Here is a 21,991-nt window from a genome sequence, read left to right on the forward strand (position 1 = left end):
CCGTCTCAGCCGTCGAGGCTGCCGATGGGGTGGCCGCGGCGCACCACGCGCTGGAAGAACATGCTGTTGGGCACCTGCAGCGTGGTGCCACCGTCTTCCTGCAGTGTGGTGTAAACCGCGTTGATGTCCACCACCATGCCCTTCAGGCCGGGCTTGTCGCCGCTTTCCAGCACCTCGATGTGATCGTGCAGGCGAAAGAGGCGGGTGGTGAAGATGAGGATGGTGCAGAAGATGTTGGACAGCACGCTCCAGGCGGCGAAGAAGGCCACGGCCGCCACGGCGGCGAAGCCGGTGAAGGCCGACCAGAGCACGCTGCCCGAAACGCCCAGGCGTTCAAGGATGAGGAGCAAGGCCGCTGCGTAGACCAGGAAGCCCAGGATGCGCCGCGCGCCCATGTGGACTTCGGCGGGCAGCTGGTAGTGCCGGCAGATGCGCTTGACCACCAGCCGCAAGGCAGCACGCAGCAGGTAGGCAAGCACCAGGATGATCAGAACCTGGGTGGCCGGGACGATCACGTCCAGCCATTCCAGCATCCATTCGGGCAATCGGGATTTCAAGTCAGCCAGCCAGCGCATCGAGCAGATCGGATTCCATGGACAGTTGCACTTTGGACTGCTGCAGCGCCGGTCCGTCGATGAGGAAGGTGTCTTCCACCCGTTCTCCGAGAGTGCTCACCTTGGCCAGCTGCAGGTTGATGCGGTACTTGGCCAGCACCCGGGCGATGGAGTAAAGCAGGCCCGAGCGGTCGCTGGCCGACACGGTGAGCAGCCAGCGCTGGGCGCGCTCATCCGGGCGCAGCAGCACGCGGGGTTGCACCGGGAAGGACTTCACCCGCCGCGACAGACGGCCCCGGCTGGGTTCAGGCAGCGGCCCGCCGCGCGTCAAAGCCTGATGGAGCTGGTTCTCCACCAGCGAGATCAGGTCGCGGTGGTGCAGATCGAGGTTGGGCGCAATCACCTGGAAGGTGTCCAGCGCATAGCCGGTTCGCGTGGTGTGGATGCGCGCGTCCAGGATGTTGAAGCCCGCGGTGTCGAAGTAGCCGCAGATGCGGGCGAACAGGTCGTCCTGGTCCGGGGCATACACCACCACTTGCAGACCCTCGCCGGCGGCCGACAGCCGGGCCTTCACCACGGGGTAGCCTGCATCCACGTGACGCCATAGCGAGCGGGCATGCCAGGCGATGTCCGCGGCTTCATGGCGGGCGAAGTAGCTCAGCTCCAGCGTCTGCCACAGCGGCTCCTGCACGCCGGGCAGCATGGAATACAGCGCCAGCATCTGCAAGGCTTCCTGCTTGCGGGCCTCGATCTCGGTGGCCAGGTTGGGCCGGGCACCGCCCAGGGTGCGCAGCGTCAGGCGGTAGAGGTCTTCGAGCAGCTTGCCCTTCCAGGCGTTCCACACCTTGGGGCTGGTGCCGCGGATGTCGGCCACCGTGAGCAGGTACAGCGCGGTGAGCTGGCGCTCGGTCTGCACCAGTTGTGCAAAGCTGGTGATGACGTCCGGATCGCTCAGGTCTTCCTTTTGTGCCACGCGCGACATCGTCAGGTGGTGCTGCACCAGAAATTCGATGAGCCGCGCGTCCTCCTTGGGGATGTCATGGTCCCGGCAGAACCGCCGAGCCTCGACGGCGCCCAGGTCGGAGTGATCGCCGCCCCGCCCTTTGGCCACGTCGTGAAAGAGGGCGGCCACATAGAGCACGTAGGGCCGGTCGAACTGCGAGGCCAGCTGCGAGCAGAACGGGTACTCGTGCGCGTGTTCGGGGATGAAGAAGCGCCGCACGTTGCGCAACACCATCAGGATGTGCTGGTCCACGGTGTACACATGGAACAGGTCGTGCTGCATGCGTCCGACGATGCGCCGGAATACCCACAGGTAGCGACCCAGCACCGAGGTCTGGTTCATCAGCCGCAGCACATGGGTCTGCCCCAGCGGCTGCTGCAGGATCTGCAGGAAGGTCGCGCGGTTGACCGGGTCGCGGCGGAACTCGGCATCCATCAGCTCGCGCGCGTTGTACAAAGCGCGTAGCGTGCGCGCCGACAGGCCCTTGATGCCTGGCGACTGCTGGTAGACCAGGAAGGTGCGCAGGATGGCGTGGCGGTCGCGCTCGTAGAGGTCGTCGCTGGCCACCTCGAGCATGCCGCCGCGGTCGAGGAATTGCTCGTCGATGGGGCGCATGGGCGCGTCGTGCGAGCCCTGGATGCGCTCCTCGACGTTGAGCATCAGGATGAGGTTCAGCTGCGCGACCGCCTTGGCGGCCCAGTAGTAGCGGTGCATCAGGGCTTCGGAAGCCCGTCGGGCCTTGGTGGCCTGGTAGCCGAAGCTTTCGGCCACGGCGGTCTGCAGGTCGAACACCAGCCGGTCCTCGCGCCGCCCGGCCACCACGTGCAGCCGGGCGCGGATCAGTCGCAGCAGGGCCTCATTGCGCTGCACCTGCTTCAGCTCGAAGGGCGTCATCAGCCCGCTGGACGCCAGCGCCGCCCAGGTCTTGCCCAGGCCGGCGGCGCGGGCCACCCACATCACCACCTGCAAATCGCGCAGTCCGCCCGGGCTTTCCTTGCAGTTGGGCTCGAGCGAGTAGGGGGTCTCTTCGAACTTCTGGTGGCGCTGGCGCATCTCCAGCGTCTTGGCGCGCAGGAAGGCGCGCGCGTCCATCTGAGCATCGAAGGCCTTGCGGAACTGCTGGAAGAGGCTGCGCGACCCGCACAGCAGGCGCGATTCCAGCAGAGCAGTCTGCACGGTCACGTCGCGGGCAGATTCATCCAGGCACTCCTGGACGCTGCGCACGCTGGAGCCGATCTCCAGGCCGATGTCCCAGCAGGCAGTGATGAAACCCTCGATGCTGGATTTCCATGCGGCGTGGTCGTGGGCTGCACCGGCGGGGTCGTCCGGCAGGAGCACCAGCACGTCCACGTCGGAGTAGGGGTAAAGCTCGCCGCGACCGTAACCACCCACAGCGACCAGCGCGGCCCCCTGGGGCAGATAGGCATGGGTCCACAGCCCCTGGAGGGTCTGGTCCACGTGGCGGCACAGGTCCCTGACCAGGCGGGTGGCCGCAGCGGTGGTGGGTCGGCCCGTGCGGAAGGTCTCCAGCAGTGCCTGTTTGCCCTGGCGAAACCGCGTGCGCAGATCAGCCACGCTGGCCGGGCTGTCCAGGACCCCGGGCGCCCCAGGCGCGGTGCTCGCAACGGCCATGCTGGGGCTCCGGTCAGGTGGCGGCTCGGGCGAACTCGGGCAGGGGCGGGTAGCCTGCCGACAGCGTGAGGATCTCGTAGCCGGTGTCGGTGACGGCCACGGTGTGCTCCCACTGCGCCGACAGCGAACGGTCGCGCGTCACGATGGTCCAGCCGTCGGGCATTTCCTTGATCTCGCGTCGGCCGGCATTCACCATGGGCTCGATGGTGAACACCATGCCCGGCACCAGCTCGTCCAGCGTCCCCGGGCGTCCATAGTGCAGCACCTGGGGCTCTTCGTGGAACTTACGGCCGATGCCGTGGCCGCAGAACTCGCGCACCACCGAATAGCCCGCGTTCTCGACGAAAGTCTGGATCGCATGGCCGATGTCGCCCAGCCGGGCGCCAGGCTTCACCTTGGCGATGCCGCGCCACATGGCCTCGTAGGTGATCTGGCACAGGCGCCTGGCGGCGATCGACCCTTCTCCCACGATGAACATGCGGCTGGTATCGCCGTGCCAGCCGTCCTTGATGACGGTGACGTCGATGTTCACGATGTCCCCGTTCTTCAGCGGCCGGTCGTTGGGAATGCCGTGACAGACCTGGTGGTTGATCGAGGTGCAGATTGACGAAGGGAAGGGCGGGTAGCCCGGTGGCTGGTAACCCACGGTGGCCGAGGTGGCACCCTGGACGTTCTCGATGTAGTCCAGTGCAATCTTGTCCAGGTGGGCCGTCGTGACGCCAGGCTTGACGTGCGGCGTGAGAAAGTCCAGCACTTCAGAGGCCAGTCGTCCGGCCACCCGCATGCCTTCGATGTCTTCGGGCGTCTTGATCGTGATGCTCATGTGCGGATTATCTCAGGCCCGTCGCAGCCGGGGGCGCGCCGGTAAAATCCCTGCTTTCCGTCCGGAATCGCCGCTGGCGGTGCCGGGCGGGCCGCTCCACCTGCACGAGTTCCCCCACGTGACTGCCTCCGCCAAACACCTCCTGCACTTCGAGGGCGGCAATGCCCTGTCCGCCTTCCGCGCCCAGGCCTTGCTGCCGCGTCTCCAGGCCCATGCGCCGCAAGTGGTGGGGGTGAGTGCCCGTCATGTGCACTGGGTCTGGGTGCAAGGCCCCTTGGCCCGGGATGCCCAGGACAAACTGGCGGCCCTGCTGAACTACGGCGACCCCTATGCCGGCCCGACCGAAGGCCCGCTGGTGGTGGTGCTTCCGCGCCTGGGAACGGTGTCTCCCTGGGCCTCCAAGGCCACCGACATCGCCCACAACTGCGGACTGGAGGGCCTCAGGCGCGTGGAGCGTGTCACCGAGTACCGCCTGGAGCTCAAGGGCGGCCTGCTGCGCAGCCCCAAACCGCTGGATACCGCCACCCTGCAGGCCCTGGCGGCCGAGCTGCACGACCGCATGACCGAAAGCGTCGCCTTCGAGCGCGAGGCCTGTGCCCATCTGTTTGACGAACAGCCGGGCAAACCCATGGAACACGTGGACGTGCTCGGCCAAGGCCGAGCCGCGCTGGAAGCCGCCAACCGGGATTTCGGCCTGGCCTTGTCCGATGACGAGATCGACTATCTCGTCGCGGCCTTCCAGGGCTTGAAGCGCAACCCGAGCGACGTCGAGCTGATGATGTTCGCCCAGGCCAACAGTGAGCACTGCCGCCACAAGATCTTCAACGCGAACTTCACGATCGACGGGCAGCCCCAGGAGCGCTCGATGTTCGCGATGATCCGCAACACCCATCAGCTTGCGCCTCAGCACACCGTGGTGGCCTATGCCGACAACGCTGCGGTGATGGAAGGCGGCCCGGTGCGCGCCTGGCGTCCCGAGGGTTACACCCATGCGCCGCGCTACGCCGCCCATTACGAGGTGGCCCATGTGCTGATGAAGGTGGAAACCCACAATCATCCAACGGCCATTTCGCCTTTCCCTGGGGCCTCCACCGGCGCAGGCGGCGAGATCCGCGACGAGGGCGCCACCGGCCGCGGCGCCCAGCCCAAGGCAGGCCTGACGGGCTTTTCGGTGTCCAACCTGCACTTGCCGGGCACCAGCGAGCCCTGGGAGCGCGCGCCCTACGGCAAGCCGACCCACATTGCCAGCGCCTTGCAGATCATGATTGAAGGCCCGCTGGGCGGGGCAGCTTTCAACAACGAATTCGGCCGGCCCAACCTGGGGGGCTACTTCCGTGTGTACGAGCAGGACGTGGACGGCCTGCGCCGCGGCTACCACAAGCCCATCATGATCGCCGGCGGGCTGGGTCGCATCCGCGATGGCCAGACACACAAGCTGCCCTTCGGTGCGGGAACGCTGCTGATCCAGCTCGGCGGGCCGGGCATGCGCATCGGCATGGGCGGCGGGGCGGCCAGTTCGATGGCGGCCGGAGTGAACGCGGCCGAGCTCGATTTCGACTCCGTGCAACGCGGCAACCCCGAGATCCAGCGCCGTGCCCAGGAGGTCATCAACCATTGTTTCGGCCTGGGTGAGGCCAATCCCATTCTGGCCATCCATGACGTGGGCGCCGGGGGCATCTCCAATGCCTTCCCGGAGCTGGTGGATGGCGCCGGCATGGGTGCCACCTTCGACCTGCGCAAGGTGCCCTTGGAGGAAAGCGGTCTGGCACCCAAGGAAATCTGGTGCAACGAGAGCCAGGAGCGCTACGTCCTGGCGGTGGCGCCGCAGAGTCTGCCGCTTTTCGAGGCCATGTGCGAACGCGAACGCTGCCCCTTCGCGGTCGTGGGCGTGGCCTCCAGCGACCAGGCCCTGGTGCTGGAAGACGGTCCTGGCGGCGAGCGGGCGATCGACATGCCCATGGACGTGCTGCTGGGCAAGCCACCCAAGATGCACCGCGACGTGCGCCGCGTTGCCCGACAGGCGCCCCCGCTGGACCTCACCGGTGTGACGCTGCAGCGGGTGGCCTTCGACGTGCTGCGTCACCCCACCGTGGCCAGCAAGCGATTCCTGATCACCATCGGCGACCGCACGGTGGGGGGCTTGAGCCATCGTGATCAGATGGTGGGGCCCTGGCAGGTGCCGGTGGCCGATTGCGCCGTCACCCTGGCCGACTACAGCGGTTTTCGCGGCGAAGCCATGAGCATGGGCGAACGCACGCCGCTGGCCTCGATCGATGCCCCGGCCTCGGGCCGCATGGCCGTGGCCGAGGCCCTCACCAACCTGCTGGCGGCCCCGATCGAGCTCACGCGCGTGAAGCTTTCCTGCAACTGGATGGCCGCCTGCGGCGAGCCGGGTGAGGACGCCGCGCTGTACGACACGGTGAAAGCCGTGGGCATGGAGTTGTGCCCGGCACTGGGCATCAGCGTGCCCGTGGGCAAGGATTCGTTGTCCATGCGCACGCGCTGGCGCGACGATGGCATGGACAAGCAGGTGACCGCTCCGGTCTCACTGATCGTTTCGGCCTTCGTCACGCTCGACGATGTGCGGGGCACCCTCACCCCCGAACTGCGCGAGGGCGACACCACGCTGATCCTGGTGGACCTCGGACAAGGCCGGCACCGCCTGGGCGGCTCCATCCTGGCGCAGGCCCAGGGTGCCTTTGGCGGTGAGGTGCCCGACCTGGACGACCCGGCCCTGTTGAAGTCGCTGGTGGACGCGGTGAACGAACTTCGGGCGCAAGGGCTGGTGCTGGCCTACCACGACCGCAGTGACGGCGGCCTGTGGGCGTCGGTGTGCGAGATGGCCTTTGCCGGCCGCCGCGGTGTGAGCCTGAACGTGGATCTGCTGGTGACCGAAAGCGATGGCATCGGCGACAGCCGGGCCGAGTACGGCGACTCCAAGAACTGGGCGCAGCAGGTGAGCGAGCGCCGCAACGAGCTCACGCTGCGAGCGCTTTTCAACGAGGAACTCGGTGTGGTGCTGCAGGTGCCCACGGCCCGGCGCGACGACGCCATCGCCGTGCTGCGCCGCCATGGCCTGTCGCGCCACAGCCATGTGATCGGCAAGCCCAACGACCGCGGCACGGTGGAGGTCTGGCGCGACGCGAAGTCGGTCTTTTCCGCCTCGCTGCGCGATCTGCACCAGGCCTGGGACGAGGTGAGCTGGCGCATCGCGATGCTGCGCGACAACCCGGCCTGCGCGCAGGCCGAGCATGACGCGGCCGGCGACCCCGCCGATGCCGGGCTGCAGGTGAAGCCGAGCTTCGATCCGGCGGAGGACGTGGCCGCGCCCTTCCTGAACCTGGCGCGTCCGAAGGTGGCGATCCTGCGGGAACAGGGGGTCAACTCCCACGTCGAGATGAGCTACGCCATGGACCAGGCGGGCTTCGACACCTACGACGTGCACATGAGCGACCTGCAGGCCGGCCGCGCGAGGCTCGAGCAGTTCCAGGGCCTGGTGGCCTGCGGTGGCTTCAGCTACGGGGACACCCTGGGGGCCGGCGAGGGCTGGGCGCGCTCGGTGCTGTTCAACCCTCAGCTGGCCGAACAGTTCGCGGCCTTCTTCAACCGATCCGACAGCTTTGCGCTGGGCGTGTGCAACGGCTGCCAGATGATGGCGGCGCTCTCGCCCATCATCCCGGGCACGGCCGCCTGGCCGCGCTTCACGCGCAACCGCAGCGAGCAGTTCGAGGCTCGCCTGAGCCAGGTCGAGGTGCTGGACAGCCCCTCGGTCTTCTTCACCGGCATGGCCGGCAGCCTGCTGCCCATCGCCGTGGCCCATGGGGAAGGCTATGCCGACTTCTCGCAGCGTGGGGACGCCAAGGCTGTGCATGCCGCCATGCGCTTCGTGGACAGCCAGGGCCGCCCCACCGAAGCCTACCCGGCCAACCCCAATGGCAGCCCCGGCGGCCTGACCGCGGTGACCACCGCCGACGGCCGCTTCACTGCGCTGATGCCGCACCCTGAACGCGTGTTCCGCAACATCCAGATGAGCTGGACCTCCGGCGACGCCGCGGCCTTCAGCCCCTGGATGCGCATGTTCCGCAACGCGCGCCGATGGATCGGCTGAGGTTCGACCGGCTCGATGTGCTGCGGGCGGTCGCCATCGTCTGGATGGCGGCCTACCATTTCTGCTACGACCTGAACCACTTCGGGTTCATCCGCCAGAACTTCTACACGGACCCGTTCTGGACCACCCAGCGCACGGCCATCGTGTCGCTCTTCCTCTTCTGTGCAGGGCTCGGTCAGGCGGTGGCCTGGCAGCAAGGGCAGGGCTGGCCCCGCTTCTGGCGCCGCTGGGGCCAGGTCGCCGGTTGCGCGCTTCTGGTCAGCGCCGGCTCTTACCTGATGTTCCCCCGCAGCTTCATCTATTTCGGCGTGCTGCATGGCATCGCCGTGATGCTCATCGTGACCCGGCTGAGCGCGGGCTGGGGGCGCTGGCTGTGGCCACTGGGCCTGCTGGCCATCGTGTTGCCGCACTTCGTCCAGCATCCCTTCTTCGACACCCGTTGGACCAACTGGGTGGGCCTCATCACCCGCAAGCCCGTGACTGAAGACTACGTGCCCCTTCTGCCGTGGCTGGGCGTGATGTGGTGGGGCCTGGCGGCGGGGCAATGGATGCTGGCTCGGCGGCCGGGCTGGCTCGCTGGCGACGTGCCACACGCCTTGGCGCCTCTGGCGGTATTGGGGCGCTGGAGCCTGAGCTTCTACATGCTGCACCAGCCGATCTTCATCGGGGCGCTGGCTGCCATGGCCTGGTGGCTGCGATGACGCCATGAAAAAAGCGCCCCGCGGGGCGCTTGATCAGGCCGGCAGGCGGCGTCTCACTGCTCGAACTTGTAGTCCGTGCGGGCCGCCTTGCGCAGGCCTTCGCGGAAGTCGATCATCTTCTGCTGCTGCAGGCGTTGCTGGATCTGGGGCTTGACGTCCTCCAGCGGCGGGAACTGCGCTTCGCGCACGTCTTCCAGCTTGATCACATGGAAACCGAACTGCGACTTGACCGGCGCGTCGGTGACCTGGCCCTTGTTCAGCTTGACCATGGCCTGGGAGAACTCGGGCACGTAGCTGCCGGCTTCGGCCCAGTCGAGGTCACCGCCATTGGCGGCCGAGCCCGGGTCCTTGGAGTTCTTCTTGGCCAGGTCCTCGAAGCTGGCGCCGCCCTTGATCTGGGCGATCAGGCGCTTGGCTTCGTCTTCCTTCTCGACCAGGATGTGGCGGGCGCGGTATTCCTTCTCGCTGCCGGCCTGGGCCTTGAACTTGTCGTACTCGGCCTGGATTTCGGCGTCGGTGACGGGATTTTTCTTCTCGAAATCCTGGAACAGGGACTGGATCAGCACGTTCTGGCGCACGAGTTCCATCTGGCGGCGGTACTCGGGGGTGCCGGCCAGACCGCGGCGCTCGGCTTCCTGGGTGAAGATCTCGTTGAGGACGATCTGGTCACGGGCCAGTCGCTCGATGTCCGGGGGCAGCTGGCGGCCGGTGCTTTGGGCCTGACGCTGGACCTGCTCCAGCAGCGCATCCACGCGCGCCTTCGGCACGGCCTTGCCGTTGACGATGGCCACGTTCTGGGCCATCGCCGTGGCCGGCAGCAGCGTGGCACCCAGGGCCAGGCTCAACGCACCGATGGCGAAAACAGACTTCTTCATGCAGGAAACCTCGTGGTTGAAAGAAAAGCGCGGCCGGGGGCCGCTGCATGCCGGCGGTGAGGATGATCCCACCGCGGTCCGGGGAATCTCAGGTCTCGTCGGGGGCCTGCGTGCGCAGCGCCAGCGCGTGGATGCCCTGAGGAATCAACGGGGCGAGGGCATCATACACGAGCCGGTGCCGGGCCAGACGTGACAAACCGTGAAAGCGCTGGCTCACCACATGGACACTGAAATGCCGGCCTTCACGAGCGCCGGCATGGCCGGCGTGGAGGTGGCTGTCATCCTGGACGGCCAGGACGACCGGGTCCAGAACCTCCCGCAAACGGGTTTCGATCTGCTGGGCGCTCACGGGCATGTCAGGAGGGCTCCTCGTTCTTGAGATATCGGCTCAGGTAGAGCGCCTGGGCGATCAGGAACACCAGCATCAGTGCCAGTGAGCCAAAGACCTTGAAGTTCACCCACACGGCGGTGGGATAGCTGTAGGCCACATAGATGTTGAGCAGGCCCATCAGCCCGAAGAAGGCGATCCAGGCAAAGTTGAGGCGCTGCCAGATGGCGGTGGGGAGTTCGATCTGCCCGCCCAGCAGGGCGTGCAGCAGGTTGTGGCGAAACAGCGTGTGGCTGGCCCACAGGCTGGCGCCCATGATCCAGTAGAGCACGCTGGGCTTCCACTTGATGAAAGTCTCGCTGTGGAACCACAGCGTGGCGCCGCCGAGCAGGAGCACGAGCGCCAGGCTCACCCAGAGCATGGTGTCCACACGCCGCCCGCGGGCGAGGAGCCACCCGATCTGGAGCGCCGTGGCCGCCATGACCACGGCGGTGGCCAGCAGCACGGGGGCCGCATCGACATCGACCGCCCCACGCGAGGCCAGCGGGCCAAACCAGGCCGTGGCCAGCCCGGCGGCCAGCTCGGGCCGGGATTCGGCCAGCTTGAAGCTGGTGAAGAACAGAATGAGCGGCAGGAAATCGAAGAGGAGCTTCATCGAGGAGCAGCCTTGGGGTAGGCGACCTCATCCTTGACGAGGTTCGAAATCCAGGGCTGCGGAGTTGATGCAGTAGCGCTCCCCGGTGGGCTCGGGCCCGTCGTCAAAGACGTGCCCGAGGTGGGCACCGCAACGGCTGCACCGCACCTCGACGCGCACCATGCCGTGGCTGTAGTCCATCACCCGCTCGATGCGGCCGTCCTCGATGGCCTGGGTGTAGCTTGGCCATCCGCAGCCGGCATCGAACTTCGTGGAGGAGTCGAAGAGGGCCGCGTTGCAGCAGATGCAGCGGTAGATTCCGTCGGCGTCGTGCCGCCAGAAGCGCCCGGTGAAGGGGGCCTCGGTGGCGGCCTGACGCGTGACGCGGTAGGCCATGGGGTCGAGCTGACGGCGCCACTCGTCGTCGGATTTCTGGATCTCGTAGTCGCTCATGATGAACAGGACACCTCGATGCTGTGCGCCCAGTCGGGGGGCAGGGCGGCGTAGGCCTCATGCTCGGGCTGCTCGTCGTAGGGGCGCTCGAGCACGCGCAGCAGGCGCTGCACCTCGCTGTCGTCTCCGGCCTGGGCTTGCCGGATGGCGATTTCCGCCAGGTGATTGCGCAGAATGTACTTCGGGTTGGCCCGGTCCATCGCGGTGCGGCGTTCGACATCCACGCTCGATTCCCGCGCCAGGCGCTCGCGGTAGCGCTGCGCCCAGGCGTCGAAGGCCTGGCGGTCGATGAAGAGGTCGCGCACCGGGCCGGCGTCCTGGGCTGGGTCGGCCGATAGCTGGCTCAGGCGTCGCCAGGCGAGGGTGTGGTCGACCCGGTCGCGCGCCAGCAGCGCCAGCCAGGCGTCGGCCAGTTCAGCGTCGCCGTCCTCGCGCGTACGCAAACCCAGCTTGGCACGCATGAGGCGCATCAGGGCGTCCGGGTAGGCGCTGCGGAAGGTCTCCAGCGCGGCCAGGGCCAGGTCCGTGTCCTCGATCAAGGGCATCAGGGCCTGGGCCAGGGCGTGCAGGTTCCACAGGGCGACCTGGGGCTGGCGATGGTAGGCGTAGCGACCCTGGGTGTCGGAATGGTTGCAGATGTGGCCAGGGTCGAAGGCATCCAGGAAACCGAAGGGGCCGTAGTCGATCGTGAGGCCCAGGATGGACATGTTGTCGGTGTTCATCACCCCATGGCAAAAGCCTACCGCCTGCCAGTGGGCCACCATCTCGGCCGTGCGACGCACCACGGTGTCCAGCAGGGCTGCATAGGGCTGGGCGTGGTCGCGGCAGGCCGGCAGGTGGTGGTCGATGACGAAGTCGGCCAGACGGCGCAGGGCCTCGGGCTGCCCGTGGTGGCAGAAGTGCTCGAAATGCCCGAATCGCACGAAGCTGGGCGCCAGGCGGGTCACGACGGCGGCCGTCTCGACGGTTTCGCGAAGGACTGGCTGGGGTGAGGCGACGAGACACAGGGCCCGGCTGGAGGGAATGCCCAGGGCGTGCATGGCCTCCGAGCACAGGAATTCACGGATGGACGATCGCAGCACGGCGCGTCCGTCGCCCATGCGGGAGTAGGGCGTTCGCCCGCTGCCCTTGAGCTGGATCTCGACGCCTCCGTGCGGGGTGCGCACCTCGCCCAGCAGCAGGGCTCGCCCATCGCCAAGCTGGCCGGCCCACACCCCGAACTGATGACCACCGTAAACAGTGGCCAGCGGGTCCATCCCCGGCCACACGGCATTCCCGCTGAACACCGACAGGGCATCGGTTGCGGTCGATGTCCACCAGTCCCTGGGCCACCCCAGCCAGTCGGCCGCGGCAGGGCTGGTGGCGACCCAGCGCGGCTCAGGCAGAGCCTGGGCCCTCAGCCGTGTGTGAAAGGCGTCGCCAAGGTCGGCATAGCGGTTGATCCACTGCAAACCGGTGGGGAAAGCCCTCTCGAAAGGAGCGTTCATCAGGTCAGTGTAGCCACCGAGCGAAAGAGGGGAGGGGCCCAGGGCCATGGGCCGATGGCGTCGGCATCGCGAACGTTCCTCAGGGAAAACCGCAGGCGCTGCGCTGCAGCATGGTTTCTATCATCGAAAACGAACGACCGTTCCAGTTTCGGTCACATCCACGGAAGGAGTTCCCGATGTCGCGCCTGATGGGCCAGATGATGCAAATGCCCCTGATGATCTCGTCGCTGCTGAAGCACGCTGCACGCCATTGTGCGGACACCGAGATCGTGTCCAAGCGGGTGGAAGGCGATGTTCACCGCTACACCTACCGGGATGCGGAACTGCGTGCTCGCAAGCTGGCCCAGGCGCTGGCCCGGCTGGGTTGTCAGCCGGGCGACCGGGTGGGTACGCTGGCCTGGAACGGCTACCGGCACTTCGAGATCTACTACGGCACCTCCGGCTCGGAGCTGGTGTGCCACACCATCAACCCGCGCCTGTTCCCCGAGCAGATCGCCTGGATCATCAATGACGCGGAAGACCGCGTGTTGTGCTTCGACCTGAGCTTTCTTCCGCTGGTCGAGAAGCTTGCCCCGGGTCTGTCCAGCGTGAAGCATTTCGTGCTGATGACTGATCGGGCCCACATGCCGGCACAGACCGGCATCCCCGGCCTGCTGTGCTACGAGGAACTGGTGGAAGCCGAGGACGGGAACTACACCTGGCCGGAGTTTGACGAGAACACGGCCTCCAGCATCTGCTACACGTCGGGGACCACGGGCCATCCCAAGGGGGCCGTCTACAGCCATCGCTCGACCGTGCTGCATGCCTATGCCTCGGCCTTGCCCGATGCGATGGGCAGCTCGGCCCAGGACGTGATCCTGCCGGTGGTGCCGATGTTCCACGTCAACGCCTGGGGGCTGCCCTATTCCGGTGCGCTGGTCGGGGCCAAGCTGGTCCTGCCGGGACCGCACCTGGATGGCAAGTCGCTCTACGAACTGTTCGAATCGGAGAAGGTGACTTTCAGCGCGGGCGTGCCCACGGTCTGGCTGGGTCTCATCACCTACGCCAAGCAGAACAACCTGAAGTTCAGCACCTTCAAGCGCACGGTGATCGGCGGCTCGGCTTGCCCACCGGCCATGATCCGCACGCTCGAGGACGACTTCGGGGTTCAGGTCATCCATGCCTGGGGCATGACGGAACTGTCGCCACTGGGCACTTTGTCCAAGCTCAAGGCCAAGCATCTCGACCTGCCGCCCGAGGCGCAGCGGCGCATCCTCGAAAAGCAAGGCAAGGTGATCTACGGCATCGACATGCAGATCACCGGGGACGACGGGCGGCCTCTGCCATGGGACGGTCAGGCGTCGGGTAACCTGGTCGTGCGTGGTCCGTGGGTGATCCAGAGCTACTTCCGTCGCGACGAATCGCCGTTACAGGACGGCTGGTTCCCCACGGGTGACGTCGCCACCATTGACCCCGACGGCTTCATGCAGATCACCGATCGGTCGAAGGACGTGATCAAGTCAGGGGGCGAATGGATCAGCTCCATCGACCTCGAAAACATCGCCATGGCCCACCCGGCCGTCCATGAAGCTGCGGCCATCGCCTGCAAGCACCCGAAATGGGACGAGCGGCCTCTGCTGATCGTCGTGCGCAAGCCGGGTCAGTCCCTCACGCGCGAAGAGATGCTCGCGTTCTACGAGGGCAAGATCGCCAAATGGCAGATCCCGGACGATGTCGTCTTCGTCGACGAGATCCCCCATACCGCGACCGGCAAGATACAGAAGCTCAAGCTGCGCGAGCAGTTCGCTGCGCACGTATTGCCGACCTGAATGAGGGGCTGTCGGGCTTGCCTGTCGCCAGCGAGACACCCGCTACGGGCATTCCCTGTACGAGCCGCAAACGAAGTTCTGTAGCCTCTCCACACCCGCCGCCAACAGCTCAAGGAGACACTCGATGTTCACTCGCCGCACCCACATGAAACTCTCGATTCTTGCCGCGGCCGCGCTGTGCTGCGGTGCTGCTTTCGCCCAGAAGGGCGAGACCGTCAAAGTGGCCTGGATCGACCCGCTGACGGGCCTGATGGCCACGGTCGGCCAGAACCAGCTCAAGAGCTTCCAGTTCATGGCCGAGTACTTCAGCCGCAACAACCCGGCCGGCGTGAAGTTCGAAGTCATCGGCATCGACAACAAGCTCAGTCCCCAGGAAAGCCTGAACGCCCTCAAGTCGGCCATCGACCAGGGGGTGCGCTACATCGTCCAGGGCAACGGATCCGGCGCCGCGCTCGCGCTGTCGGATGCCGTCACCAAGCACAACGAGCGCAACCCCGGCAAGGAAGTCGTCTTCCTCAACTATGCCGCGGTCGACCCGGACCTCACCAACAGCAAGTGCAGCTACTGGCATTTCCGTCTGGATGCGGACACCTCGATGAAGATGGAAGCACTGACCACCTTCATGAAGGATCAGTCCGACATCAAGAATGTCTATCTCATCAACCAGAACTATGCCCACGGCCATCAGGTGGCCAAGTACGCGAAGGAGAACCTGGCGCGCAAGCGTCCCGACATCAAGATCGTGGGCGAAGATCTCCACCCGCTGGCCCAGGTGCGCGACTTTGCGCCTTACATTGCCAAGATCAAGGCCTCGGGGGCTGACACGGTCATCACCGGCAACTGGGGCTCGGACCTGACGCTGCTGATCAAGGCGGCCAACGACGCCGGCCTGAATGCCAAGTTCTACGTGTACTACGGCGGCGTGAGCGGCACGCCCACGGCCATGGGCGCCGCCGGCGAAGGCCGTGTCTATCAGGTGTCCTACAACCACTACAACATGGGTGGCGAGGTCGCCAAGATCCAGGACGAGTTCCGCAAGCGCTTCAACGACGACTGGTACACCGGCGCCACCTATCACGCGTTTGCGCTGCTGAGCAACGCCATGGCGCAGGCCAAGTCCACCGACCCCGTGAAGGTGGCCGCGGCCATGAGCGGCCTGAAGTTCAAGAGCTTCAATGGCGACGTGGAGATGCGCCGCACCGACCATCAGCTGCAGCAGGGCCTTTACATCGCCCGCTGGCAGAAGACGGATGCGAAGAACACTTACAGCCCGGAGAACACCGGCTACACCTTCGTGCCTGTGAAGTACTATGAACCGTACGTGTCGAGCACGCCGACGTCCTGCCAGATGAAGCGTCCCTGAACCTCCACCAGGGCAGTCTCGCACTTCCCCGGGCCCGATGGCATCTTCCTGTCGGGCCCTTTTCTTTGACCCGCTTCTCTGACCTGCGCGCCTTGCGGCGCTGACCGTCGATGGACCTCCAGTTCTTCACGATCTCGATGCTGAACGGCCTGAGCTACGGGCTCCTGCTGTTCATGCTCAGCTCGGGCCTGACGCTGATCTTCAGCATGATGGGTGTGCTCAACTTTGCCCATGCGAGCTTTTACATGCTGGGCGCCTACATCGCCTACACGACGATGCAGGTGGTGGGCTACTGGCCGGCTCTCGTCGTGGCGCCTCTGCTGGTCGGGCTTGCCGGCGCCCTGTTCGAGAAGTACTGTCTTCGCCGGGTCCACAAGTTCGGTCACGTGCCGGAGCTTCTCATCACCTTTGGTCTGAGCTATGTGATCCTGGAACTGGTGCAGCTCATCTGGGGGCGCTCCGCGGTGGACTACCGCGTGCCCGAGGCGCTGCAGGGGCCGCTGTTCACGATCGTGGGCTCCACCGCCGGCGCGCTGGATTTCGTCTGGGGCCTGGCCCCCCAGGAAATGTGCCGCTCGGCCGAGGAGGGGGTGCGCATCGTCTGCACGCAGTTCCCGAAGTACCGCGGCTTCATGATGCTGGTCGCCCTGCTCATGCTGGCCTCCATCTGGCTGATGCTCACCCGCACCCGTGTCGGCCTGGTCATCCAGGCGGCACTTACACACCCCGAGATGGTGGAGGCGCTGGGTCATAACGTGCCCCGTGTGTTCATGCTGGTCTTCGGCGGCGGTGCCGCGCTGGCCGGCCTGGCCGGGGTGATCGGCGGCAACGCCTTCGTCACCGAACCCGGCATGGCCTTCACGGTGGGCGCCATCATCTTCGTGGTGGTGGTGGTCGGCGGCATGGGGTCGCTGGCCGGGGCGTTCCTGGCCTCGATCCTGATCGGCGTGATCCAGACCTTCGCGGTGGCGATCGATTACTCGTTCATCAACTTCTTTGCCAAGTTCGGCTGGGCCATCACACCGGAGACCTTCGGCTATCCGATGCTCAAGCTCACGGTGTCCCAGGTGGCGCCCATCCTGCCTTACCTCTTCCTCGTGCTGATTCTCATCTTCCGCCCCAAGGGCCTCCTCGGTACCCGGGAGGGCTGATCCATGCAAGCGCATTCCATCAACGCCAAGGCCCCGCCGCAGCCTGCCATGGGCGCCGCTCGGCCGGCCTACCATTTCAAGCCCTACAACGTCGGACGCTGGATCATCTGGACGCTGTATGCCCTCGTGCTGCTCGTCAGTCCGATGATTTTTACCAGCGGCCTGTCGATGACCATGCTCTCCCAGATGGGCATCGCCATCATTGCCTGTCTGGCCTACAACATGCTGCTCGGGCAGGGGGGGATGCTCAGCTTCGGGCACGCGGTGTACTCCGGCCTGGGGTCCTTCCTCACCATCCACACCCTCAACATGATCAGCGGTGGCACGCTGCAGGGCTTCCCGGTGAGTCTGCTGCCTCTGATCGGCGGGATCTCAGGACTCTTCTTCGCCGTGCTGCTGGGCTGGGTCACCACCAAGAAGGCTGGCACGCCGTTCGCGATGATCACGCTGGGTATCGGTGAACTGGTCTGGTCGATGTCCCTCATGTTCCCGGAGTTCTTCGGAGGCGAGGGCGGTATCACCGGTGATCGTGTCACGGGAGCCCGCCCCTTCGGCATCACCTTCGGCCCGCAGGTGCAGCTGTACTACCTGATTGCGGTCTACACCTTCATCTGCACGGCAGCGATGTACGCCTTCACGCGCACGCCGCTCGGACGCATGCTCAATGCCGTGCGAGACAACCCGGAGCGGGTGGAGTTCGTCGGTTACAACACGCAGATGGTGCGCTATCTGTCCTTCTGCGCCTCGGGATTCTTCGCCGGCATCGCCGGAGGGCTGGGGGCGCTGAACTTCGAGATCGTCACCGCTGAAGTGGTCGGTGCAGCCCGCTCGGGCGCTTACCTGCTCTTTGTCTTCCTGGGAGGGGCGACCTTCTTCTTTGGTCCCATCATCGGCGCCATCCTCATGGTGGTGGCTTTCGTGCTGCTGTCCGAGATGACCGCTGCCTGGCTGCTTTACCTGGGCCTGATCTTCCTCTTCATGGTGATGTATGCCCCGGGCGGCATCGCGAGCCTGATCATGATGAACCTGCGCGTGGCGGCGTTCGGGAAGTTGCGAAGACTGTGGACCTCCTACCTGGCCTTGGGCGGGACCGGCGCCGTGGCCGTTGTCGGCGCGGCGGCCATGATCGAGATGGTCTATCACATGCAGCTCAACGTTGCGCTGGGCCCCGAGCTGAAGTTCATGGGGGCCACACTGAACGCCCACAGCCTGGACAGCTGGTTTGGCGCCGTCTTCGTTCTCATCACCGGAGCGGCACTCTTCGAGGTCTCGCGGCGAGCGTTCGTGCGGGAATGGAGTCGGATCCAGGAGGAAATCGAGTTGGAAATCCGTCGCCGGGAGGCCCTATGAGCTTCGCAGTCGAACTCAAGGACGTCCGCAAGAGCTTTGGCAAGACCGAGATCATCCGCGGCGCCAGCCTGCAGGTGAACGCCGGCGAACGTGTGGCCATCATCGGGCCGAACGGCGCCGGCAAGTCGACGCTGTTCAACCTGATCAGCGGGCGCTTTGCGCCCACGAGCGGCGAGATCCTGCTCAATGGGGAGCGTATCGACGGGCTCAAACCCTATGAGGTGAATCGCCGGGGTTTGGCCCGCAGTTTCCAGGTGTCCAACCTCTTTCACCGGCTGACGGTGTTCGAGAACGTTCGGTGCGCCGTGCTCTGGTCGATGGGCTACAAGTACGCTTTCTGGAAGTTTCTGGCCGACCTGGACGATGCCAACGACCGCGCCGACGAAGTGCTGGAGATGCTCAAGCTCGACCGCAAGCGCGACACGCAGGTGATGAACCTCACCTATGCGGAGCAGCGTGCCCTGGAGATCGGGCTGACGATCGCCGGCGGGAGCAACGTCATCCTGCTGGACGAACCGACGGCAGGGATGAGCAAGTCCGAGACCAAGCGGTTCATCCAGCTCATCCGGGAAGTCACCGAAGGCAAGACGCTGCTCACGGTGGAACACGACATGGGGGTGGTGTTCGGGCTGGCCGACAAGATTGCCGTGCTCGTCTATGGCGAAGTCATTGCCTACGACGAGCCCGAAGCCGTGCGTGCGAACCAGCGCGTGCAGGAAGCCTATCTGGGATCGGTGCTGGCCGAGCAGCAGGCCGCCGCCGCCACTGCGGGAGCCTGAAGCCATGCTGCACATCGAGAACCTGCACGCCTTCTACGGCAAGAGCCACGTGCTGCATGGCGTTCACATGGACGTCAAACCGGGCGAGATCGTGAGCCTGCTGGGACGCAACGGGTCCGGGCGTTCCACCACCGTCAAGACCGTGATGGGCCTGGTGGATGGTCAGGGCTCCGTGAAATGGAAGGGCGAAGAGATCCTGGGCCACCACGCCTTTGACATCGCTCACCGTGGCATCGGCTATGTGCCCGAGAACCGCGACATCTTCCCCAAGCTCACGGTGCACCAGAACCTGATGCTGGGCCAGAAGAAGCAGGGGCAGTCGGGCCGGTGGAGCTTCGACGACATGTACCAGCTGTTTCCCCGGCTGAAGGAACGCCAGCACACCGAGGCGGGCGTGCTCTCGGGCGGCGAGCAGCAGATGCTCACGCTGTGCCGCACCCTGATGGGGGACCCGGATCTCATCATGATCGACGAACCCACCGAAGGGCTGGCCCCCAAGATCGTCGAGCAGGTGGCCGAGTATCTCAACGAGCTCAAGCGGCGCGGTGTGAGTGTGCTGCTGGTCGAGCAGAAGCTCACCATCGCCTTGCAGATCTCCACGCGCTGCTACGTGATGGGCCATGGCCGCATCGTCTTCGAGGGCACACCTGACGACCTTCGCACGAACGCCTATATTCGCAAGGAGTGGCTGGAGGTGTAGCTTGCCCGGCCACGGCGCCGCGAGGGCACATTTGCTCCGTTCTGTCACGCCGGCGACAAAGCGCCGGCGTTGTTGTTTCTTAAACTCGAACGATCGTTCTATTTGTCAGTCTTCCACTGCATAGGGGCCTACCGATGAGTGCCAGCTACGAGCTCCACGGCGACGTTGCCGTGATCACCCTGAACAACCCCCCGGTCAACGGGCTGGGCTACGACACCCGCAAGGGCATCACTGATGGCCTCGAACGCGCTGAGAATGACCCTGCCGTCAAGGCGGTGGTCATCACTGGCGCCGGCAAGGCCTTCAGTGGGGGTGCCGACATCCGCGAGTTCGGTTCGCCGAAGGCGACACAGGAACCGAACCTGCTGAGCGTCATCAAGATGGCCGAGAACACCAGCAAGCCGGTCGTGGCCGCCATCCACAGCGTGTGCATGGGCGGTGGGCTGGAACTGGCCCTGGGCTGCCACTACCGGGTGGCGGCGCCTGGCACGCAGGTGGCGTTGCCGGAAGTGAAGATCGGTCTCGTGCCCGGCGCTGGCGGCACCCAGCGCCTGCCCCGCGTGATCGGGGTCGAGAACGCGCTGAACATGATCGTGAGCGGTGATCCGGTCAAGAGTGAGGTGCTGGCCGGGATCCCGGGCCAGAAGCTCTTCGACCGCATCATCGAGGGTGACCTGCTGGCCGGTGCGCTGGCCTTCGCTCGCGAGGTCGCAGGGCAGCGCCCGCTGCCACGTGTGCGCGACCTGAAGGCCGAGCATGAACAGGGGGCGGGCTATTTCCAGTTTGCCCGCAACACGGTCAAGGCCATGGCGCGCAACTTCCCGGCACCGGCCAAGTGCGTGGACTGCGTTGAAGCTGCCACCACCAGACGCTTCGACGACGGCCTGGCCTTCGAGCGCGAGCAGTTCATCAACCTGATGCTCACACCGGAATGCGCCGCACTGCGGCATGCCTTCTTCGCCGAGCGGGCCGCCAGCAAGATTCCCGATGTGCCGGAGGACACGCCGGTGCGCGCCATCAACAAGGTGGCCGTCATCGGTGCCGGCACGATGGGGGGCGGCATCAGCATGAACTTCCTGAACGCCGGCATCCCGGTGGTCATCCTCGAGATGAAGCAAGAGGCACTCGACCGGGGTGTGGGTGTGATGCGCAAGAACTACGAAGCCCAGGTCAAGAAGGGCAAGCTCAAGCAGGACAAGTTCGAGCAGCGCATGGCGCTGCTGTCCACCACGCTCGACTACAGCGCCATCGGTGATGCCGACCTGGTCATCGAAGCGGTGTTCGAGGACATCAGCGTGAAGGAGCAGGTGTTCAAGCAGCTCGACGCGGTCATGAAGCCCGGAGCGATTCTGGCGACGAATACATCGACTCTGGATGTGAACAAGATCGCTGCCTTCACCAAGCGTCCGCAGGACGTGATCGGCATGCACTTCTTCAGTCCGGCCAATGTGATGAAGCTGCTGGAAGTGATCCGGGGTGAGAAGACCGGCAAGGACGTGCTCGCCACGGTGATGCAACTGGCCAAGAAGATCAAGAAGACGGCCGTGGTGTCTGGCGTGTGCGACGGATTCATCGGCAACCGCATGATCGAACAGTACAGCCGCCAGGCCGGCTTCCTGCTGGAAGAGGGATGCACGCCCGAGCAGGTGGACAAGGCCATCGAGCGCTTCGGCTTTGCGATGGGGCCCTTCCGCATGGGGGATCTGGCCGGTAACGACGTGGGTTGGTACATCCGCAAGCGCCGCTACGTCGAGAAGCCCGAGATGCGCTACAGCAAGACTGCTGACTTGCTGTGCGAGATGGGTCGCTTCGGCCAGAAGACAGGGGCCGGCTGGTACGACTACAAGCCAGGCAAGCGCGATGCCATCCCATCGCCGGTGGTCAACGAGATGATCGAGAAGCACCGTGCCGACATGGGGATTCAGCCCCGCAAGATCAGTGACGACGAGATTGTCGGCCGCCTGGTGTACGCCCTCGTGAACGAAGGGGCCAAGATCCTGGAGGAAGGCATTGCGTTGCGCGCCTCCGACATCGACATGGTCTACCTCACCGGCTATGGCTTTCCGCTCTTCCGCGGCGGTCCGATGTGCTATGCCGACTCGCAGGGTCTGTTCAACGTGGTGCAGGCGATGAAGCGTTTCGCCAAGAACCCTAACGACGATGCCCAGTTCTGGCAGCCGGCGCCGTTGCTCGCCCGCCTTGCCGCCGAGGGCAAGAGCTTCAATTGAGGGCGCTTTCGCAC

The 21,991-nt window shown here is 65.6% G+C and carries 17 protein-coding genes; 9 read left to right on the forward strand and 8 right to left on the reverse strand.

Annotation, left to right across the window (positions count from 1 at the left end; all coding sequences use genetic code 11):
* Positions 1-5 precede the first annotated feature (5 nt).
* Genes C1704_RS09060 through map form a run of 3 tightly spaced genes read right to left on the reverse strand, consistent with a single transcriptional unit; the run spans position 6 to position 4,012 of the window.
* Entirely contained in the window at positions 6-575 is a 570-nt protein-coding gene (locus tag C1704_RS09060; RefSeq protein ID WP_104302397.1) for a mechanosensitive ion channel family protein, read from the reverse strand.
* A complete protein-coding gene (locus C1704_RS09065; RefSeq protein ID WP_104302398.1) occupies positions 559-3,189 on the reverse strand; it encodes a [protein-PII] uridylyltransferase in 2,631 nt (876 codons plus the stop codon). The genes C1704_RS09060 and C1704_RS09065 overlap by 17 nt, the downstream gene beginning before the upstream one ends.
* A 13-nt stretch (positions 3,190-3,202) precedes the next feature.
* On the reverse strand, positions 3,203-4,012 hold the full coding sequence (gene map / locus C1704_RS09070) for a type I methionyl aminopeptidase (RefSeq protein ID WP_104302399.1): 810 nt from the start codon (positions 4,010-4,012) through the stop codon (positions 3,203-3,205).
* Between the two features lie 118 nt (positions 4,013-4,130).
* On the opposite strand from map, the gene purL reads away from it, so the two are divergent.
* A complete protein-coding gene (gene purL / locus C1704_RS09075; protein ID WP_104302485.1) occupies positions 4,131-8,120 on the forward strand; it encodes a phosphoribosylformylglycinamidine synthase in 3,990 nt (1,329 codons plus the stop codon).
* Entirely contained in the window at positions 8,108-8,821 is a 714-nt protein-coding gene (locus C1704_RS09080; RefSeq protein WP_104302400.1) for an acetyltransferase domain-containing protein, read from the forward strand. Before purL ends, C1704_RS09080 begins: the two co-directional genes overlap by 13 nt.
* Positions 8,822-8,874: 53 nt before the next feature.
* Here C1704_RS09080 and C1704_RS09085 read toward each other — a convergent pair whose 3' ends face one another.
* The 5 genes from C1704_RS09085 to C1704_RS09105 all read right to left on the reverse strand — a co-directional run bounded on the left by C1704_RS09085 (position 8,875) and on the right by C1704_RS09105 (position 12,598).
* Entirely contained in the window at positions 8,875-9,696 is an 822-nt protein-coding gene (locus C1704_RS09085) for a peptidylprolyl isomerase (protein ID WP_104302401.1), read from the reverse strand.
* A gap of 88 nt (positions 9,697-9,784) precedes the next feature.
* Entirely contained in the window at positions 9,785-10,051 is a 267-nt protein-coding gene (locus C1704_RS09090; protein ID WP_104302402.1) for a BolA family protein, read from the reverse strand.
* Position 10,052: 1 nt separating this feature from the next.
* Positions 10,053-10,679 carry a septation protein A gene (locus tag C1704_RS09095; RefSeq protein ID WP_104302403.1) on the reverse strand — a complete coding sequence of 209 codons (627 nt, stop codon included), beginning with the start codon at positions 10,677-10,679 and terminating at the stop codon, positions 10,053-10,055.
* A gap of 27 nt (positions 10,680-10,706) precedes the next feature.
* A complete protein-coding gene (gene msrB, locus C1704_RS09100; protein ID WP_104302404.1) occupies positions 10,707-11,111 on the reverse strand; it encodes a peptide-methionine (R)-S-oxide reductase MsrB in 405 nt (134 codons plus the stop codon).
* Entirely contained in the window at positions 11,108-12,598 is a 1,491-nt protein-coding gene (locus C1704_RS09105) for a protein adenylyltransferase SelO (RefSeq protein ID WP_104302486.1), read from the reverse strand. Before C1704_RS09105 ends, msrB begins: the two co-directional genes overlap by 4 nt.
* Before the next feature lie 176 nt (positions 12,599-12,774).
* Between C1704_RS09105 and C1704_RS09110 the strand changes: the two genes are divergently transcribed.
* From C1704_RS09110 to C1704_RS09140, 7 genes are all read left to right on the forward strand, one after another.
* Positions 12,775-14,406, forward strand: coding sequence for a 3-(methylthio)propionyl-CoA ligase (locus C1704_RS09110; RefSeq protein ID WP_104302405.1), 1,632 nt, complete (start codon positions 12,775-12,777; stop codon positions 14,404-14,406).
* A 145-nt stretch (positions 14,407-14,551) separates the two neighbouring features.
* Positions 14,552-15,769: a branched-chain amino acid ABC transporter substrate-binding protein gene (locus C1704_RS09115; RefSeq protein WP_104302487.1), complete on the forward strand. Its 1,218-nt coding sequence runs from the start codon at positions 14,552-14,554 to the stop codon at positions 15,767-15,769.
* A 110-nt stretch (positions 15,770-15,879) separates the two neighbouring features.
* Positions 15,880-16,920: a branched-chain amino acid ABC transporter permease gene (locus tag C1704_RS09120; protein ID WP_104302406.1), complete on the forward strand. Its 1,041-nt coding sequence runs from the start codon at positions 15,880-15,882 to the stop codon at positions 16,918-16,920.
* 48 nt (positions 16,921-16,968) lie between these two features.
* Entirely contained in the window at positions 16,969-18,270 is a 1,302-nt protein-coding gene (locus C1704_RS09125) for a branched-chain amino acid ABC transporter permease (protein WP_104302488.1), read from the forward strand.
* Positions 18,267-19,049 carry an ABC transporter ATP-binding protein gene (locus C1704_RS09130; protein WP_104302407.1) on the forward strand — a complete coding sequence of 261 codons (783 nt, stop codon included), beginning with the start codon at positions 18,267-18,269 and terminating at the stop codon, positions 19,047-19,049. The genes C1704_RS09125 and C1704_RS09130 overlap by 4 nt, the downstream gene beginning before the upstream one ends.
* A 4-nt stretch (positions 19,050-19,053) precedes the next feature.
* Positions 19,054-19,749: an ABC transporter ATP-binding protein gene (locus C1704_RS09135; protein ID WP_104302408.1), complete on the forward strand. Its 696-nt coding sequence runs from the start codon at positions 19,054-19,056 to the stop codon at positions 19,747-19,749.
* Between the two features lie 134 nt (positions 19,750-19,883).
* A complete protein-coding gene (locus C1704_RS09140; protein WP_104302409.1) occupies positions 19,884-21,977 on the forward strand; it encodes a 3-hydroxyacyl-CoA dehydrogenase NAD-binding domain-containing protein in 2,094 nt (697 codons plus the stop codon).
* The last annotated feature ends 14 nt before the right edge of the window (positions 21,978-21,991 follow it).

The organism is Caldimonas caldifontis, from assembly GCF_002930615.1.
GTDB classification, from domain to species: Bacteria; Pseudomonadota; Gammaproteobacteria; order Burkholderiales; family Burkholderiaceae_C; genus Caldimonas; species Caldimonas caldifontis.